The sequence below is a fragment of the Paenibacillus sp. FW126-R14 genome (assembly GCF_058789495.1).
Genome location: NZ_JBYTBS010000018.1, coordinates 30632 through 47873 on the forward strand (window position 1 = coordinate 30632; position 17242 = coordinate 47873).

The following is a 17242-nucleotide window of genomic DNA, read 5'->3' on the forward strand; positions in this document are numbered from 1 at the left end:
CTCAAATATAAATTTTCTAAGTACCATACTAGCTCTCCACTCTGCTGGTTAGAGGCTCCAAAGGAACATGTTTTTTACTTGCATTGTTTTTTCCGAGCAACAAGGAGGAGATCGGAGTCCTCTTTATAAGCTCAACGCACCAGTAAGAAACAATTAGTGTTAGCAGCGTGCTTAACATACTAAATAAAAGATTAGAGAAAAAAATCGATGAGACCATGAAAATAACCTTTATTACTGCAACATGAATAAGATATATGCCAAAGGAATTTCGATAAAGCGACGTTACAGGTTTCAATTTATATGTCATGCCTAATTTTACGAGAAGTGCCATTGACGCAAACGAATAGATCAAGACGGTTATTCTGAAATAACCCATTATTTCCATTTGCTTTGCATATCCAAAGCTTATAAAGGCATCCGTAATTAAAGCGATAGCAGACACCGCATAAATAGCAATAAAGATAGCTATCGATTTTGATTTCATAAATTCAAGCAATCTGGAGTAATATTGTGCTGCATACACGCCCAGGCAGAAATAACTCATCCAAATAACAAAGGTGGATTGCAAGATTGTACTCGCTGATCCAACGAGATCTTTACTTAAAAACGTCCCCACTAATAAAGTTTGATAGCCAACGTACATGAGAAGGTTTATAAGCAAGATGCTAATTAACATTTTTTTGCTTCCCGCCAGTTTGATGATCGATGGCAAGAAAACAAACATTTGAAACAGAAGAGGGATATAATAAAGCTGGTAAAAGGGTCCATTGCCTGTTAGATAAATCATTATGATGCCTTTGTAATTGCTGGAGAAAGACAGGAACAGGACTAAGCCTAAACTAGTCCAGACTAGATAAGGAATAATTAAGTCCTTGATCTTCCCTTTCAATACTTGCAAATAGCTGTTCCGCTTGTAGCTTTGAAAGGCTAACACGCCATAAAAAAATAAAAACGCCGGTACGCAAAAGCGGCTCAGTTGATTTAAGATAACGCTTGCATGAAATGTGAATGGATCCGGAGACATTTTCGTCAAGGTCATGCTAGTAACATGAATAGCAATAACTGCGATTACAGCTATTGCTCTTACGAAATCTAATTCTGGGAATCTATTAGTATTCTTTACCTCTGATGCCATGTCAGCACCTCCGAGAATAAGTAATCAAATACTATTTAAACATTCTTATGTTTCATACGTATGGCGACGATTCTTACTTTAGATTTTTCAAGCAGCGCACCAAGCAAACCCTTAAAATAAATAAACTCTTCGTTTTTCCTAAATATGAAGTAATACATCACATTTATCAGTACGAGATTGATCACGCAGTTACCCATAAGAGCATATATGCTTTTCGATTCTTTCAGAGGCATTGTTGCAAAGTAAGTTAATATTAAAGGAATGCAACCGATGAGCAGGTATTTGGCATACATTTTGAAGTATTCGATTAAGTCAACTTTGAATATATACTTATAAACCATCTTCGGTTTCACCCAAAATATAACGGTCACATTGCTTAATAACGTCCCTAAAAGTACACCGGGCAAGCCAATGAGCTTAACCAAAATGATGGATGCGCCCAAATTAATAGCTGCCTCTGCTAACGGTGCATATCGGTCTTGAACGTAGATTCCTCCCCCCTCTTTAAAGCGCTCAACAGATCCTCGCATCAAAAAGAAATAGAAGTTTATGACTAACAAGATAATGCTCAAACGGCCAAGTACTTGACCGTCCCCTAACCAAAGCAGCACGAATTGCTCAATCGTATTAAGCAAAGAGATGGTTGCCAAAGAAACTAACCAGAAGCTTAAGAAGAACAGCCTCTTATGGACCTTATAGGCCGCACTTTTATCCCCTTCTGCCAACAAGTTTCCAACACTGGCTGAAACACCTGAAAGCGAACTGGAAATCAGCCCTTGAGCCGCACCGGTAATCATGCTATAGCTATTAAAAATACCTACAACCGTCAAATTGATAAAAGCGGAAATGACGATATTACTTGTCCCTAATACTAAAATACCGCCAATTTTATGCATGAACAGAGCTTTGACATTTTGAATTAAGGATGTTCGTTCTTCTGAGCTTATCTTGCCTGAGGTTATCTTAATCCATGGGTATTTGCTCCTAATGTATAAATCCATAAATAAAAAGTAGAGCAAACTTACCGCGATCTGAATAATTAAAAAGACATATAAACTCGGATACAATTTCAGCATTGCCAGTTGTAAAATAGATACCAATAGTTTGCTTGCCGTAGTGCCTATTGCTACTTTATAGCCATCTTGGGCCACATTCAGAATGCATATCTTATAAGAAAAAAAGTAGGTAATTATGGTATTGACTAAAAACAACAGAAAATATAGCTGTGCATCCAGCAAGTTAATTTGATCCTTGATGAAAAACTGTAAGAAGAAAGAGACGATGATGCCGAGCACCAAAATGATGAATCCGACCGCATTGTAGAATTTGGAATAAAACTGCAAATACCCCTTAACTTTTACCCGGTCATTCTCTGCAAAGGGTTTATATAAGGAGTAGATAATTGCACTCCCTATGCCAAGTTCAACGATGGAGAGTAAACCAATGATATTGGTATATAGCGAGGTTAGGCCTAATAGCTCATTTCCCAGAGAATCTAAAAAAGCTTTTCTCACAATAAAAGAGGGCAATAAACCTAGCGCAAAAGTTAATAAATTTACGATGACGTTAATACTTGCCTTACGTACTCTCATTCTTTAGCTCACCATCTTTTATTATGACTCAATCAAGGCGTACACTTTATGGATTTCCTCTTCTGTTCCTACATTTTCTTTCTTTAAATTGGAGCTTATCTTTTGTCTCAGGTCGCCATCTTCCATCATATTTTTAATTCCCTGATAGATATCTTCAGAATTCATATTCACAATCAGCCCATTTTCCCGGTCTGTAATTTGATTATGAACAACAGTAAAGTTAGTAGTCACGATTGGGATATGTAATATTCTCGCTTCTGCTATGGCCAATCCATATCCTTCAAATCTCGAGGGTTGAACATAGACATCGCTTTGTTTTAAGTAAGTATATGGATTTTGATGCGTCCCCAAGAAAATAAAAGTGTCTTCTAAACCCAGCTTTTTTACCGTATCCTCTAGCTTCGTCTTTAACTCGCCTTCCCCAATAGCAAACCATTTGAAGTTAAAGCCTTCTTCTTTTAATTTATGACATGCCTCAATAGCCCATTCATACCCTTTTTGATGAACAAGCCTGCCGATCGTTAATATTCTCATTCCTTCAAATTCTTCGGTAAATCCTCCGTTTTCATTCGACATAGATCTGATCAGCAGGGGTGAAATAATATCGTATATGACGGTTACTTTGGACTTCACGCTTGGCAGTTCACTGACCAATACATCTTTGCATAATTCAGATACAGCGATGATTTGATTAAATTTCTCATAATAATTAATATCAAACTCTTTGTTGTATCCAGCAATTTTATAGTCGATATTAACCCATGAGAGTTTCTTTATTGCACTTACTTTCTCTGCGACAAAGTAGGTAGGCATCCCTTGACTGTAGGCAATGGCTACATCATATGTCTTATCTAACTTCTCTATCTCCTTGCTTATCCATCCCCAGTTGATTTGTGCTCCGTGCATATTCTTCTTCACATGCGGAATTCTGAGCGAAGTGGACACTCCAAGCCTTACGAATATTTGTTTAAAATTTCTTTGCCTGATTAAATGCTTAAATCCTCTCATTTGATTTCTCATATAAACCGGCACTTCGATGACATTCACTTCTTTGGGCAATAACGGTAAATATAACCCATTTGGGGAAAACATTAATAAATCGACTTCATATTTTTGAAAATCAAATAACGTTAATAAGGAGATTAGACTTTTTTCGGCCCCTCCGCTATGTAAAGAATCTATGACAAATAGTATCTTCTTTTTCATACATGACTCCTTTCGCCCTATTTCTTTATAGAAAGTACATCCTGTAAATATTTTTTTGAGTGTCTGATCTTTTCATGCAATATCGCATTACTTTCTTTATAATCAATTCCCGTTAGCATCTGATCTAAGTTGTAGTTTTGATCGACTAATCTGTCCTTTAGCTGTAGATCGTGCAGCAGATCCCTCATTCTCGTATTTATAGCTTCATTCCTGTTCACAATAACGAACAACTTTTCGTAGAGAACTGAAAAAACCGCCGCATGAAACGAATTCGATATAACGAATTGGGCATCTCTGACAAGCGATACAAAGGTCTCAGGTCCATCTAATGTAAAATACTTATCGGCATATTTGAGCTTCCCTGAATAAATCGTGTAGATCTTATACCCCTTTGCCATAGCAATTTCTAAAGCTATTTTCCTTATTAGCTCACTGTTATCAAAATCGTAGACCAGTATGTATTTTTCATGAAATTCCTTTGTGCAAATATCGTTCCAATCGTCCCGATCTAACAAGAACACAGGATCAACAACATGATTTGCTTTCAGGATGTTCAACTTATTTAAAATTTCAACGCCACTCTTCTCTCGCACTCCAACCGCGTCTAACATCTCAACTCTTTGTTTCACAACCGGTTGATATTCAGACGGAATGGTTTCTGTGGCGAAGCTTGCCGCATAAGAGGCCTTTATTTTTTCATCAGGGGCAAAATCCAAATAAAACGCGGGATCCTTGCCATTTTTGTGGAGGCAATTCCAAATCTGATCACTGCCACACAGGTAAGCATCGGCTGCGGGGGGATTATTCTTTAATTCCTCATTTGATTTATATCGCTTATCTGTGATTTGCAAGAATTCGGACTTGAATTGATCGAATGCCCTTTTTCTTGCGCGCTCGCGTAATCTTGTTGGTATTTTCAGCGTCAAATAGAGCGCCTTAGTGATAACATTCTTCTCCCACCTAGGGTTATCTATGCTCCACAGATTATAATGATTACTTAAATAATCAGGTTTATAATCGATAATTTCCGCCTCATGGCCGCTATTCTTTAGATGTTTCAACAATCCATAGGCCTGCAATGAAGCACCATGATTGTATACGTCATGGCAAGTAATTGTACAAACCTTCACACTGTCACTTCCTTCATTACATAGTTCTGCTCTGGAACATGCACTATGCTGTATAGTTTATTCAATTCATGGCTATTGCTATGATTTATTTGCAAACATGTGCTAGCCAATTTGCTTCGCAACTCGCTATCTACAAGTAATCTTTCGATCCCATCTGCTATGCCTTCAACACTTAACCCGCAAATGAAACCTTCCTCACCGTCCACAATCTGGCTGCTCGCAGTAGGATAATTAGTAATTAGTATCGGCTTGCCTAATATTTTCGCTTCTGTTACAGTCACCGCTTTGCCTTCATACCTGGAGGGCTGGACATAAATGTCGCATGCTTTCATATAGGGATATGGATTCACTTGCTTCCCTACTAACACAAAGCTGCCTTCTAATTGGTTCTCTGCGATTAACTGCTTCAGTTCAGCCTCGTAGCCGCCGTATCCTACAACTAACCATTTGATTTGAGTAAGCCCTTTATCATGCAACAGTCTCAACGCCTTAACGGCCATATCGAATCCTTTGACATAGGACAGTCTTCCAACGGATACAATCGTAAAAGCATCCTGATCGCTTTTATTTAATTGAATTGGCTCATCAGCCATTTTTCGAATGAAGTTTGGCGAAGTGATATTCTCGATCAACTTGATTTTGTCTCGTAATGAGGGGTATGTCTTAATAAATGCTTCTGTGACTGCTTCCGAAATAGAAGCTATGACGTCGAATTTGTTCCAAACCGCCAGGTCCATCTTATTATCTATTTCCAATTCGCTGTAGTCGGTATGAATCCAGGCGATCTTCTTCGCCGCGGCCACCTTATTCGCCACAATATCATGAGGCCAAGCGTAACTAATGGCTAGATCATAGGTTTTCTTAAATTTCGGTAGTACATAGGACGTGTATTTGAGATCAAGCTGCATTTGAATATATCCAGGGCCTTCTTTTAGATGTCTAAATCTAGCTTTCGCAGCTGCAATGGTTTTACTTAGCAACCTAATAATCAAAGCCGGGATATGCCCTTCCTTTAAGCATTGGACCATTGATTTTCTGAATACGGTGTAGCTAGGGTTTTGCGGCAGAAGATTTACTTGCTTCGGAATCAGTCCCAGAAAATCACCTGAATGATTGCAAATGAATAAATCCACTTCATAGTTATCGTAATCGAAGCTCTCAAGCATATTGATTAAGCTTCTTTCAATCCCGCCAATTTCCATGTCATAAACCGTTATTAAGATTTTATGCATATTGAATGTAGCTCTTTTCCCTTTTATTTAAGAAAACCGTATTAGCAGGAACATTCCCCTTAACCACACTGCCAGCCGCAATTACCGCATTATCTCCGATGACCGTATCCCTTAAAATCACAACATTCGAACCGATCCAAACGTTCTGCCCGATTAGGACTTCTCCCTTCAGCAAATGTCCTTCTATGGAGTTCCTAAAATTGTGATCATGGTCATTGATGCATACGTTTGGAGCGATTTTGGTATATTTGCCTATCGAAATTTTATGCGCGCAATTGATGTTGCAGTTATCGTTAATAAACACTTTATCTTCGATGCGGAGCTCTCCATAATGATCGACTCTAATACTCGTGTTTTTCCTGATGAACACAAACTTTCCAATATAGATCTTTGCATGTTTGCTAAATGCCTCAATTTTGCTGTTTGCTTGAAGGGAGAACACCGTTGAGTTAATATTTTTGAAATAAATCAGCTTGTTCAAGTAAGCCCTCAAAATACCGCCAAGATGCGATAGATTCATAATCACCGTGTAATAAAGTCCCCTGCCGCGACTTTCCGCAATGATGGTTGCTATAATTTTCCGCAAAATAGATATCATACCGTTCTCCCAAAAGATTTATTTTAACTCATCAGCTTGCGTAATCTGGCAATATTGTCGCCACCAATAATCTTGGCCAGCAGCACCTTTAGATTACCCTTGAATCGTACGCCAGGCGGCAGCCAGCTTTTATAGAAATGATGCATAGCATACGTGTTATTTGTTATAAATTTGCGGCAGTTAATATAGTCGTAAGGCGAGAAATAAGTCTGAGGATAAAATACGGCATCGCCATCAATGACTTGATACTCCCCGTTCATTTTAAGTCCCTTGTTCTGCAAAATTGCTGTGATCATCGCCACATTGGTTAAATCATTATAAGTGCCATCCTCTTTAATAAACTTAATGCCTGTATAGGAGGCTAAAAACTCTTCAATGAGCTTATTTCCTTTGGCTGCTCCGATCGTGCTTGTCGCGATATAGTTTTCCTGCTCAAATCCCCAGAACGAATGGTGGTGCAGCAAATCGTCAAAGGATTTAAACACTTCAACATCCGTATCCAAGTAAATTCCGCCAAAATGATACAGCGCATAGACCCTTACATAGTCGCTTACAAATGCATATTTTCCGGATTTATAAGCTTCGCTTACGTAGGGGGTGCAATGAATATCAAAATTGTCCTCATTCCATTCGATAATTTGATACTCCGGACATTTTGCTTTCCAACTGCTAATGCACGTTTTTACGATATCCGGCTGTTCATTTTTTCCGAACCAACAGTAATGGATCATTTTGGGAATGATGCTGCTTCTATTGTTCAAAAATATTGCCCCCCAGCTCATACAAATAGTCCAGAGCATACTCCTAACACTTTAAACCGTTCTTTATAGTGAACTGTCACTTATGAAAAATCCCCATTTATCGAAGAATGGGTTGCAGCATGCAGTCCTCTTCCCCTTTAATTGTAGTTCTTTATAAAGAACGTGTCAATGTTTTGGACTATTTAATTTACGTTGATGTCGCAGCCATCGCTTTCGTGTCTGCGAATTGATTGCTTAGAAATGTTGAAAATAAACCATCTTTTTCTCTCGCCAATTGGATGAATTCCCCGCTTTGCACAATTCTGCCTTGATCCATGACGATGACCTGATCGGCATTTCTAATCGTCGACAACCGGTGAGCGATGACAATGATGGTCAGCTTTCCTTGAAGCCTATCGAGCGCCTCTTGAATCTTCGCCTCATTCTCCGAGTCTAGTGAACTGGTCGCCTCATCCAAAATCAGAAGTGAAGGTTTGCGTAATATCGCTCGCGCCAATACAAGCCGCTGCCTTTCTCCGCCGGACAACCGGACACCGCGGTCTCCAATCAGCGTATCAAGCCCCTGAGGAAGCCTTCTTACAAATTCAGCCGATGCGGCGAACGCCAGAGCATCCCAGATTTGCTCCTCCGTTGCATCCGGGTCGATCATTAACAGGTTTTCCCGTATACTCCCGTTAAAAAGAAACGGGTCCTGCGGCACATAGCTGATCGCTTTTCTCAGAGATAACAGATTCGTTCCTGTAAGGGGAACTCCATCCACGAGCACCTGCCCTTTCTCCGGCTGCAGCATCCCCATCAGGATATCGATCAAGGTGCTTTTACCCGCGCCCGATCTGCCGACGATGGCTGTCATTTGATTGGAACGGATTCGCAAGTTAATATCCTGGAGCGAACAGACCTCTTCATTGCGATTATACCGAAAAGACACATCACGGCATTCGAGGCATTCCTTGATATGAATCGGCTTTACCTGATTATTGTCGCGGCTCTCTTCTTGAACTTCCCTGGAGGCTCTGCATGCATTTTGCAGCTCCTCCAAAGATTTAAAGGCAGGAATCGCCGTGGCGATTTGTTCCAGGTTCGTCTGAACGCCTTGAAAGCGGGGCCAAAGTCTAAAAAATACGAGAATGATCAGCATCAATTGCTGCCCTTGTGTGTGGAAGAGCATGACGGATGCGTAGATAAAAACGGCAATAATCAGCGCTGACGATACCTTGTAATACAGCTGTGAATTTGCACTTACTTTCGCCGCCTCCAATCGTTCCCGGGCGAATTGTTTGCTCCAGTCGATCAGCCAGCTGCGCCGGGATTCCTCCAACATATTGCTTTTGATATCTTTGATCCCGTTGAAATGATCTGTAATTCCGCCAATATAGCTTCGCCCGATCTCTAGCGACTGATTTCCGATCTTGTTGGCTCTCCGAATAAAAGTCCGGGAAAAGAAGGATACGGCCAACCCGCAGCAGATGACGAAGAGCGTCAATTTAACGGATAGCCATAAGGCAATCCCCACTTGAATCAAAGTAAATATCATGGATGTCAAGAATTGCAAAAAGACATAGGAGCCTGTTGTTACATGTCCCAATTCTCCAGTCAACGAATTAATGAGATCCGATTTTCTTTTCTTGATAAAAAAATCCCAATTCGCTTGCAACAATGCGTTGTAAGTCTCTAATCTTACATGACTAATGAATCCTGTATGGATTTTGATATCCCGAAGGTGAAGATTCCGTTGAATGAAACTTTGACCGGTTATGAGTGCAATGTATGCGCCCATGATCACAAGCAGCGATACTGACTTTGGAAGCTCATTCAATACTTCAATGATGGCTAGATGAGAGCTCCATCCGGTGTTAATGTCCATGATGCCGCTAATGCCGAGCAATGGGAGCAATAAAAATATTCCCATTCCGTCAAGGAAGCTGATGAGCATCATGCCCAGAAGGTTCACGTACAGTATTTTACCCGCGTAGCCGTGCAGCTGTTTGACAAAATACAAGAGATGTTCCATTATGCTTCTCCCTGCGATAAGTTACGCTTCCAAGTTTTTCGCCAAACCCATAAAACAGGACGTAATGGGAAGTAGAGCAGCTGCAGCGGTTTGGGCAATGGCAGCGTCTCGGCATCTTCCGGGTATGGATATAAGAAACTTACTACGAAAAGAATCTTATGCGGAATCGGCATCAGTGAAAACAAGTGGCGTTTATGATACTTAGACACATGCTCCGGCAATGGAGGGGTATGCAGATTGACCATTTGACCGATATAGAATAGTGCATCATGGGCTAATCGTTTAGCACGCTTAGAGGCAGTTATTGATTCCAAATCCGCTGTTAACGGAGTATGTAGAAGCTGTTTAGACAAAATTAGCGCTTGTGCTCCAAGGTGGAGCTGCCGGTTTTCCTTTAACAGCTGATGAAGTCTGACGAAGTCGAAATGTTGTCTGGCAATCCGATCTATATCTGCCAACCAGCGAAGTCGGGACCATCCATGGCGTGCCCCATGTGAGGCGAGAAATATAAATAAATCCTCTCTCCCTAAATAATAGACAGGATTGCTCGTTATCGTGCTTATTCGTTTCCGATCCCACAATTCATCGAAACCGGGCTCTTTGCCGGGACCCGGGCCTAATCTCCAATGGATTTCTAGCGTAACTCCCGTATTCTTGTGGATATAGGTGACATGATGATGTCTCCATTTCCAGTCATTCAATATCGTCTTGTACTCTTCATCCTTCACATAGCCTTGCTCTTCGAGCAGCTCCTCTGCTTGGTCCAAATCTAGTATCGGAATCAGGATGTCTAAATCACGTGAAGTTCGAAGGGATAGATCGCCATAAAGATCAGCGGCAAGAACGGGTCCTTTCAAGACAATAGCGCGGATGCCGGTATCGGAAAACAGCTTGCAAAGCTCTTCCATCTGTGCGCTCAAGCGCAGCATATCGAAGGTATTGCTTTGATATTCCCTTTTCAGCGTTTGCCTGACTTGCGGAGGTATCCGTACATGATCTATTTTGCGAAGGTAGTGATAAAGGATGGAGTACACCCGGTGATGCCTGGCAAGCTCAAGAAATTTGTCCCAATCGATTTCAGTTATTTCAGCAGGATCGTTTCTCATGAAGGCTAACAGCAAACTCAATTCTTTAGAAAAAGGTCCTTCATCCAAACGGAAATCATCGTCCATCTTAATCTCCTTCATTTCTATCCACTGATATATTTTGCGAATTTCCCAACCACCGCGTACCGTTCCATGCCGTCAGATCCGGTAATATAGTAGGGGCCGCTGCGGAGCCAAGCGTGAGCCACCATTTTTCCCGATTCGTCCTTACCGGTCCCGAGATAAAGCGTGCTTTCGATTCGACGCTTCTCGAGCATCTTCAAAGCAGCGATAGCCTTAACCAAACACTTGCTTTCCCAGAACGTATGCCGACTCATAACCTGAATCGCATCGTGAACGCTAAGCAATACAGCAGTGTTCATTGGGTTCTGCGCGTTAGTCGTTTCCTCCATCTGTGCGCCTAACGAGGGCGCAACCTTAGCAAAAGGAATAAAGAGCAGGAAACGTGCCCACCCCAAATACAGATAAGCTTCTATAAATAAAAGCACGGTTCTCGCATCTAATGAGAATAAAACTCTTACTTTATTCACGATGCCCCTCGACTCCAATTTGAACCAAACCTTCTTCCGCCATATGTGCTATAAAGGATATCACGTGCTGCTGGCACTCGCTTTGATCCACATCATATTCCAACATCAATGTCGTAACGACCTGCCCGATGGAAACCGGAGCTTCCAAGCAGTCCCATATTTTACCGCCAATTTCCCCCAGATTGTAATACTTTCCGTTTTGAACGCTTAACATGACTTTTTCTCCGCCCATATCGCTTACGATGTTCCCTTTTCCTTGAACTACGCAATCTTGCAGTGAAATGGATTCATTTTTGATCATGGTTGATTCCCCCCCACATTTAAAGTTTCCATGATAGTTGATACTAATTGAGGAGCCGTAAAGCCGGAAACCGGACGGCTTAATTGGAACATATGAATATGCTGCAGAATGCTCGCGGATGTCTTAAAATGCCAATCGGTTAATCCCAGACCTGAGATAAAGAAATTGCGATACGTATGATAGAAAAGGGGATAGAACCGGTCCAGCTTTTCAATTCTGCGGATGCCTATGGCATCGTTTTCTGTTTTCACGAGTTCGATCACGCCGGCAAGAGGCAAGGATTCCGTAAAATAGTTCGTGGATACCGGCACATAATATTTATCCACTCTGCCATATAAGCTTTGATAATTGCTTGACTCCATGCCAAAGTTCGTAAGGCTATCCTGCCAAAGCTTCTGTTGGGGGTAGGATGGCGTCACGTATGGAATGTTGTCCTGCGACAGTGAGACTGCAATCACATCGTCACTCAGAAGCTGATAGCCTTGCTTCAAGAACGCTGAAGCCAGCGTCGACTTCCCTGCGCCTGAATCTCCAACAATCGCATATGCCTTACCGTGAATTGCTAAAGCACTCCCGTGCAGAGGAAATATCTTTCTTTGCATCAAGATCGCGCCCATGCAAGTTCCCAGAACAAGGAGCCGAATCTCGCCTTCTTCCGCCTCTTTCATCGGCGCAAACGCGATCCTTTTTCCGTCTTGAATCGAGAAGGTTGCAACGCCCGGGATATGAAACATAATGAAATTCTCTTTGACCAGAAATTGATTGGGATCTTGGGATAACGCCAAAAACAGTTTGGTGACATCCGCATCCACCAAGATTTCAATGTCCGCTGCTTCTTGCGGCTCGCTCATCTTGATCAATTCCGGCAAATCCATTTCGCTGGATATCGTTAAGCCGAAGGCTTTATAGATCAGTTTTTGTTTGATCTCTAACATGATTTCACTCCATTGGTACCATGATTATGTTAAAGCCCCTATACTGTCTTGACGTATAAGGGCTTTAACATATGTAAGAAATCTAGCCGGATAAATCAAAACAAACTTAGCTCCATGTCAATTGGTCTTTCGGTGTTCCTGTCGGGTAAGTATGATCAAGGTGATTTCCGTTTTTAGGATCAAGCATCGTCATGTTTACATCCAACACTTCTAATTCCGGTTTTTGCCATTCTTTTTTCATATCTATTCACCTCCTTTCAAGCAAACTTTTTCATATATCGGTATAAAATTAAGCTGCGCATTACAATCTTATAATCAGCATCAGTCGCATACTCCGGTATAGCCCCTGCTTCGACTTTGGCTAACGCAGCCTTCAGCACTTCGCCATCTAAATAGCCTAAAATACTTTCATTCTTACTAAGCCCCTTCAGCTCATCCTTAAACGCATCCCAATGCGGACCCATCCGATGAACCCAATCAGCCCCCTGAACACCTCGATAATGCAGGTTTAACCTGACCTTATCCGGCAATAATTGGTCGGTAGCTCTTCGAATAAGAGCCCGGTCCACACCATTTTGCACATATTGTTCTTCGGGTACAGAGAGACAGAACCGGATCACGCGCAAATCGTTGGTTGGGTCACGCTGCCATAATGAGTAGCGCAAGGACAGCTTCGTCATCAGTGTATTCGTTGTATTCCAGTGGAATACATCTTCGAAATGCTTTCTTCTTAGTTCATGCAGATTCGTAGTAGAAAACCATCCCGTTTGATCTATGCCGTAGTCTTTAAGCTTATGGAAGACATTCGTTCTTTGGGCAAAATTCTCATTAATTAATCTAGGAAATACATAGGGTTTATCCTCTGATGGAAAGATCCGGTCAATCAGCGGAAACGCGATTTTGGCCACTTCAGGGAGCCTCCGCAGTCTTGGTCCTCCCATCTTATTGCTGTAATGGTGCAGTTCTTGTATAAGGCGAAGCCATTTCATTTTTTTTAAAAGAAGGGCGTAATGCTCGTAAGCGGATCCCCAAGATATGCTCAAGTTTCCTCGCGCGCCGCTTAACAGCACGCCGATCCCTTCCTCACGGGCTTTCTCGAATATTCCCTTAATCCAGAATGAGTTCTCAAAATATTTATAAGGCAGCTCTGTCATTTCCAAAAAGTCATCAATCTCGGAATACGAATTTTTCCCCTCAAGGTCTAAATAATGGTCGTTGATTCCCCCCACGTGCTGGACCGTTGAATGAATGAAAGGCCTCTCATCCGGCATTAAATGCCTGGGTGTATAATCCTGGAAGTCTTTCGGAGGAATATAACTGAATGTATGCAGACGTTTGTCTTCCTTGCTCAGTGCTTTCGCAGCGAAACTGACAACGGAGCCGGAATCTAACCCGCCGCTCAATTGAGCCCCAACCCCACGGTAAGTCCGCAGTCGTGATTGTACGGCTGTTCGAAAGACATCTTGAAACGCTTCTACATACTCATCATCTGACCTAAGCTTTAACCGATCTCCGGTCGTTAGCGTACAATATCTTGCAAGCTTTATTTGCCCGCCCGTTATTGAAATACTATGAGAGGGAAGCACTTGTTCAATATGTCGATACGGCGTTATAGAAGCATCTGCCGCTTCAACCACTGCCGATATAGCCAAATATTCAGCCAGCCAGTTTTCATTAAGTTCCTTCTTTACATAAGGTAACGACAGCAGCGGCTCAATGACTGTGCAAAACGCAAAGCGCTGAGCATTTCGATGAAAGTACAGCGTACGACTCCCCGAAAAATCCCGGGCCCCAAACAACATCTGTTTCCGCTCATCCCAGATCATAAAGGCAAAATCACCGATCAAAACCTTCGGAGCCTCTTCCCCCCACTTGTGGTAGGCAAGCAAGATCAGCTCGCTATCCGGCATCCCGGCTCTCCGGTCCCGCTCTATTTGTAATTTCTCGAATAATTCGTCTCGATTATCTATGATCGCATCAGCCGTAATAGCTAATTTTCGATTATGGTCATAGTAGGGCAAACGCTCGCCAACGGATTCAGGTGTGATCCACTGTGCATGACAACCCAGGAAGATTTGCTCTTGGTGCCATATTTGAACATCATCGGCTGGATATTTCGCTAAATCGAACATCATGCGATGACCCTGCTCCATATTTATGGGCTCTTGATCATAATGGAATATACCGGCTATGGCACTCATTTTGTACCCCACAGTGTTATTAGTTAAATGTTTGATTGATTTTTCATTTATTGTTCTTTTTAAAGAACGTATGTATATTCAGACATATGAACATGCGCCATCAATTCTAGCACTGGCTTTCATTTTCACTCGCTTGCAGTTGTTCTTTATCGAGAACAATTTCAGGATATCATCTTACTAGTTCACTGTCAACTGCTTCCAAAAACTTTTTATTTCGCTCAAAGATACTTAAATAAAGTCTTAACAGCCGCGATGCCACCTTATTCCTCCTGAACCAGACCTCGCCCAACCATATCCTTCAGAAATGCTTCCACGTCTTCTTCCACCGTCTCACAGGCGGATTCGTACTCCTTACGAACCGCTTCGCTAATGGAACTTACCGTCTGAGGTATGCCGAGCAATGACCAGCAGTATCCACCTACTTCGTTTAATTTCGTTAACGTAAACTCATCTGTGTTCAGAATGATCCATTCCATTTCCAGTTGAATAGACTCATAATCATTCATCCGAACATATTCCGTCATCTGGATAGCAACTCCCTCTCTAGAAATTTTGAGGCCAACGGCAGTTTACCATTGACCTCTTTGTCGAATTCTACTTATCCTTGCCGTTCCCGCCGCTGTCCTCACCGCTATTGTGCCTTGGATGATTCAGATTGCCATAACCTTGATTCGAGCTTTGAGAGGTCTCAAAGCGAACCGGTTGTTGGCTTAGAACCATCGGACGTGTATATACTTTTTGTTCCCTTTTCGCATCTTCTTTCATCGGCTCACTCTCCTACCGTTTCACTGTTTGGATAAGGCGTCTTGCCTCTCCGAAAGGAGTGTCAATGATTTCATACATCCGAAGATAGATCGTCGTCTCAAATCGATCCAAATTAAAATCCAGGGTCTCTGTTCCACTAACCAGCTTGTTCTCGCCCGTAAAGGAAAGGACCTTGGAAGCCATGATTTTGTTTTTATCATCGACGAATTCCAGCCTCATTTTGGAAAAGCTTTGATCGACGACGATTTCATCCTGAAGTTTAATATCAAAATCCAAATTCATCTTATACGAGTAGGGTAAACTTCCCGCTCCCATACTGTAGTTGGTCGCCATGGTCCAATTATTCAAAGTCACTTGGAAAGGAAAGAAGGCAGAGGATTTATCATCCGTCTCTTCGATAACTTTCGTCTTGAAGGCAGCAAGAGGCAGATTGTAGGGCTCTACGCTTTTCCCATCCGTAATCTCCATGGCCAGCTGCTCGCCGGTTTCTGCGTTCGGAATAATAAAGGAATAATAGAGAACATAACTGATGTTCGGGATGAGTGTATCGACCTGCGTATTTTGTCTTGTGCCCAAGTATTTATTGCCGCTAACGCTGGTCAACACGGTCTGAAAATGCGGAACCTGCTGTGGACTCTCACTCTTATTGAGCAGCTTGAACTTTGCGACGGCTGCTTTAAAGCCGCCTCCGGCACTTTCATAAATGCGCAGATCCGACATGGACACATTGATCTCTGGGCGAATCAGCTTCGTCAGCGGATCGAACTGAATCGGCTTATTCCACTCATACGTTGACAATTGATTCATGAAGGTTCGTGCGTTGCCAGCTCCTGGTGGCGTGATCGTCAATCGGCCTATTAAATAGCTCGTATGCGCTTTGTCATCGCCTACAAAGTCTTCCGGCGTCAGCACCGACAAGCTTTTCAATTCCAATTTATTTCTGACAGGAACCGCATAATGGACATAGTTCTTCTCCCCCGGTTCGAGGGTGACCGCATCCTTCTCAATTCTGCTGCCGCTATAGATCTTATTCTCTGTTTTTCCGTTTATCCGAAAATCAGGTATCGTCGTCTTCTTGTCCCCCGTATTCGCAGCAAGCAATGCCACGATCGTCATAGGTCCGTCCGGCGTATTTTGTTCGGTAAGGCTGACCGGTTGGTACGTCAGTGTGCTTGAAAGGACGGGGATCGTAAACGTATCTTCCCATTTCTTCATCGTTGTGGGATCGGTAAGGACAGCCTTTTCACCTTTCCATTCTATGTCTGAAATAGGCAGCGATATGATTTTCTTTTCCGTTTTCGGATAGACGAATTCATCCACATCATAGAAAGAAAGCTCAGTTAGCGCGAAGACGTCATAACGCTCGACGGTATTCAAATAGCTGAGCTCCACCTTCTCTTTGGGCTGAATATTTTTGGCGTTAGCTTGGCTTGGACGCATAATATACTCCAAACCTTCTTGCGTCTTAGCTCTAACTTCATATTCAGGTACGCCAATTAAACGATCTCCGTTGTTATACAAGCGTACAACGGTGCCGATCCTTGTCCCATCAGAGGTTGATTCATTAATAACACTCTTTACTTCCACTTTGATATCGTCCGTCAATGAATAGCTTTTCACCGTTGTCGTAAGGGCATATTTTTCATCGGCCGCTGCATGGAAAGCCGCTGATGGAATCACCAGGGAGACAGATAAGATGAAAGCAACCATCGTATGTTTCCATTTTAGTTTCAATTCAA

The 17242-nt window shown here is 42.2% G+C and carries 17 protein-coding genes; all 17 read right to left on the bottom strand.

Annotated features, from left to right (window positions below):
- Positions 1-28: 28 nt before the first annotated feature.
- The 17 genes from AC3WRW_RS13850 to AC3WRW_RS13930 all read right to left on the bottom strand — a co-directional run bounded on the left by AC3WRW_RS13850 (position 29) and on the right by AC3WRW_RS13930 (position 17237).
- Complete coding sequence (locus AC3WRW_RS13850; protein WP_492546897.1) at positions 29-1135, bottom strand: acyltransferase; 1107 nt, start codon at positions 1133-1135, stop codon at positions 29-31.
- Positions 1136-1170: 35 nt separating this feature from the next.
- On the bottom strand, positions 1171-2727 hold the full coding sequence (locus tag AC3WRW_RS13855; RefSeq protein WP_492546898.1) for a lipopolysaccharide biosynthesis protein: 1557 nt from the start codon (positions 2725-2727) through the stop codon (positions 1171-1173).
- A gap of 21 nt (positions 2728-2748) precedes the next feature.
- Positions 2749-3933 carry a glycosyltransferase gene (locus AC3WRW_RS13860; protein WP_492546899.1) on the bottom strand — a complete coding sequence of 395 codons (1185 nt, stop codon included), beginning with the start codon at positions 3931-3933 and terminating at the stop codon, positions 2749-2751.
- Between the two features lie 17 nt (positions 3934-3950).
- On the bottom strand, positions 3951-5063 hold the full coding sequence (locus AC3WRW_RS13865; RefSeq protein ID WP_492546900.1) for a polysaccharide pyruvyl transferase family protein: 1113 nt from the start codon (positions 5061-5063) through the stop codon (positions 3951-3953).
- Positions 5060-6295, bottom strand: coding sequence for a glycosyltransferase (locus AC3WRW_RS13870; RefSeq protein ID WP_492546901.1), 1236 nt, complete (start codon positions 6293-6295; stop codon positions 5060-5062). The genes AC3WRW_RS13865 and AC3WRW_RS13870 overlap by 4 nt, the downstream gene beginning before the upstream one ends.
- Positions 6288-6893 (bottom strand): acyltransferase, encoded by a 606-nt coding sequence (locus tag AC3WRW_RS13875; RefSeq protein ID WP_492546902.1) that lies wholly within the window; start codon positions 6891-6893, stop codon positions 6288-6290. The genes AC3WRW_RS13870 and AC3WRW_RS13875 overlap by 8 nt, the downstream gene beginning before the upstream one ends.
- Positions 6894-6916: 23 nt before the next feature.
- On the bottom strand, positions 6917-7675 hold the full coding sequence (locus AC3WRW_RS13880) for a glycosyltransferase family 32 protein (protein ID WP_492546903.1): 759 nt from the start codon (positions 7673-7675) through the stop codon (positions 6917-6919).
- A 166-nt stretch (positions 7676-7841) separates the two neighbouring features.
- Complete coding sequence (locus AC3WRW_RS13885; RefSeq protein WP_492546904.1) at positions 7842-9665, bottom strand: ABC transporter ATP-binding protein; 1824 nt, start codon at positions 9663-9665, stop codon at positions 7842-7844.
- Positions 9665-10837, bottom strand: a complete 1173-nt coding sequence (locus AC3WRW_RS13890) for a nucleotidyltransferase domain-containing protein (RefSeq protein WP_492546961.1) — start codon at positions 10835-10837, stop codon at positions 9665-9667. Before AC3WRW_RS13890 ends, AC3WRW_RS13885 begins: the two co-directional genes overlap by 1 nt.
- Before the next feature lie 17 nt (positions 10838-10854).
- Positions 10855-11304 (bottom strand): lasso peptide biosynthesis B2 protein, encoded by a 450-nt coding sequence (locus AC3WRW_RS13895; protein ID WP_492546962.1) that lies wholly within the window; start codon positions 11302-11304, stop codon positions 10855-10857.
- Positions 11294-11602, bottom strand: coding sequence for a lasso peptide biosynthesis PqqD family chaperone (locus AC3WRW_RS13900; RefSeq protein ID WP_492546905.1), 309 nt, complete (start codon positions 11600-11602; stop codon positions 11294-11296). Before AC3WRW_RS13900 ends, AC3WRW_RS13895 begins: the two co-directional genes overlap by 11 nt.
- A complete protein-coding gene (locus AC3WRW_RS13905) occupies positions 11599-12537 on the bottom strand; it encodes an aldolase (RefSeq protein WP_492546906.1) in 939 nt (312 codons plus the stop codon). Before AC3WRW_RS13905 ends, AC3WRW_RS13900 begins: the two co-directional genes overlap by 4 nt.
- A 106-nt stretch (positions 12538-12643) precedes the next feature.
- Positions 12644-12778 (bottom strand): paeninodin family lasso peptide, encoded by a 135-nt coding sequence (locus tag AC3WRW_RS13910; protein WP_492546907.1) that lies wholly within the window; start codon positions 12776-12778, stop codon positions 12644-12646.
- Between the two features lie 16 nt (positions 12779-12794).
- Positions 12795-14738 (bottom strand): lasso peptide isopeptide bond-forming cyclase, encoded by a 1944-nt coding sequence (locus AC3WRW_RS13915; RefSeq protein WP_492546908.1) that lies wholly within the window; start codon positions 14736-14738, stop codon positions 12795-12797.
- Positions 14739-14998: 260 nt separating this feature from the next.
- Complete coding sequence (locus AC3WRW_RS13920; RefSeq protein WP_492546909.1) at positions 14999-15262, bottom strand: PqqD family protein; 264 nt, start codon at positions 15260-15262, stop codon at positions 14999-15001.
- A 70-nt stretch (positions 15263-15332) separates the two neighbouring features.
- Positions 15333-15503 carry a hypothetical protein gene (locus AC3WRW_RS13925; protein WP_492546910.1) on the bottom strand — a complete coding sequence of 57 codons (171 nt, stop codon included), beginning with the start codon at positions 15501-15503 and terminating at the stop codon, positions 15333-15335.
- Between the two features lie 12 nt (positions 15504-15515).
- Positions 15516-17237 carry a hypothetical protein gene (locus AC3WRW_RS13930; protein ID WP_492546911.1) on the bottom strand — a complete coding sequence of 574 codons (1722 nt, stop codon included), beginning with the start codon at positions 17235-17237 and terminating at the stop codon, positions 15516-15518.
- Positions 17238-17242: the final 5 nt, after the last annotated feature.

Bases quoted from the DNA above. Each gene is read 5' to 3' on its own strand.
- AC3WRW_RS13890 (WP_492546961.1), bottom strand. From the start codon at position 10,837: ATGGACGATGATTTCCGTTTGGATGAAGGACCTTTTTCTAAAGAATTG.
- AC3WRW_RS13900 (WP_492546905.1), bottom strand. From the start codon at position 11,602: ATGATCAAAAATGAATCCATTTCACTGCAAGATTGCGTAGTTCAAGGA.
- AC3WRW_RS13925 (WP_492546910.1), bottom strand. From the start codon at position 15,503: ATGAAAGAAGATGCGAAAAGGGAACAAAAAGTATATACACGTCCGATG.
- AC3WRW_RS13870 (WP_492546901.1), bottom strand. From the start codon at position 6,295: ATGCATAAAATCTTAATAACGGTTTATGACATGGAAATTGGCGGGATT.
- AC3WRW_RS13850 (WP_492546897.1), bottom strand. From the start codon at position 1,135: ATGGCATCAGAGGTAAAGAATACTAATAGATTCCCAGAATTAGATTTC.
- AC3WRW_RS13860 (WP_492546899.1), bottom strand. From the start codon at position 3,933: ATGAAAAAGAAGATACTATTTGTCATAGATTCTTTACATAGCGGAGGG.
- AC3WRW_RS13880 (WP_492546903.1), bottom strand. From the start codon at position 7,675: ATGAGCTGGGGGGCAATATTTTTGAACAATAGAAGCAGCATCATTCCC.
- AC3WRW_RS13905 (WP_492546906.1), bottom strand. From the start codon at position 12,537: ATGTTAGAGATCAAACAAAAACTGATCTATAAAGCCTTCGGCTTAACG.
- AC3WRW_RS13875 (WP_492546902.1), bottom strand. From the start codon at position 6,893: ATGATATCTATTTTGCGGAAAATTATAGCAACCATCATTGCGGAAAGT.
- AC3WRW_RS13885 (WP_492546904.1), bottom strand. From the start codon at position 9,665: ATGGAACATCTCTTGTATTTTGTCAAACAGCTGCACGGCTACGCGGGT.
- AC3WRW_RS13910 (WP_492546907.1), bottom strand. From the start codon at position 12,778: ATGAAAAAAGAATGGCAAAAACCGGAATTAGAAGTGTTGGATGTAAAC.
- AC3WRW_RS13915 (WP_492546908.1), bottom strand. From the start codon at position 14,738: ATGAGTGCCATAGCCGGTATATTCCATTATGATCAAGAGCCCATAAAT.
- AC3WRW_RS13855 (WP_492546898.1), bottom strand. From the start codon at position 2,727: ATGAGAGTACGTAAGGCAAGTATTAACGTCATCGTAAATTTATTAACT.
- AC3WRW_RS13920 (WP_492546909.1), bottom strand. From the start codon at position 15,262: ATGACGGAATATGTTCGGATGAATGATTATGAGTCTATTCAACTGGAA.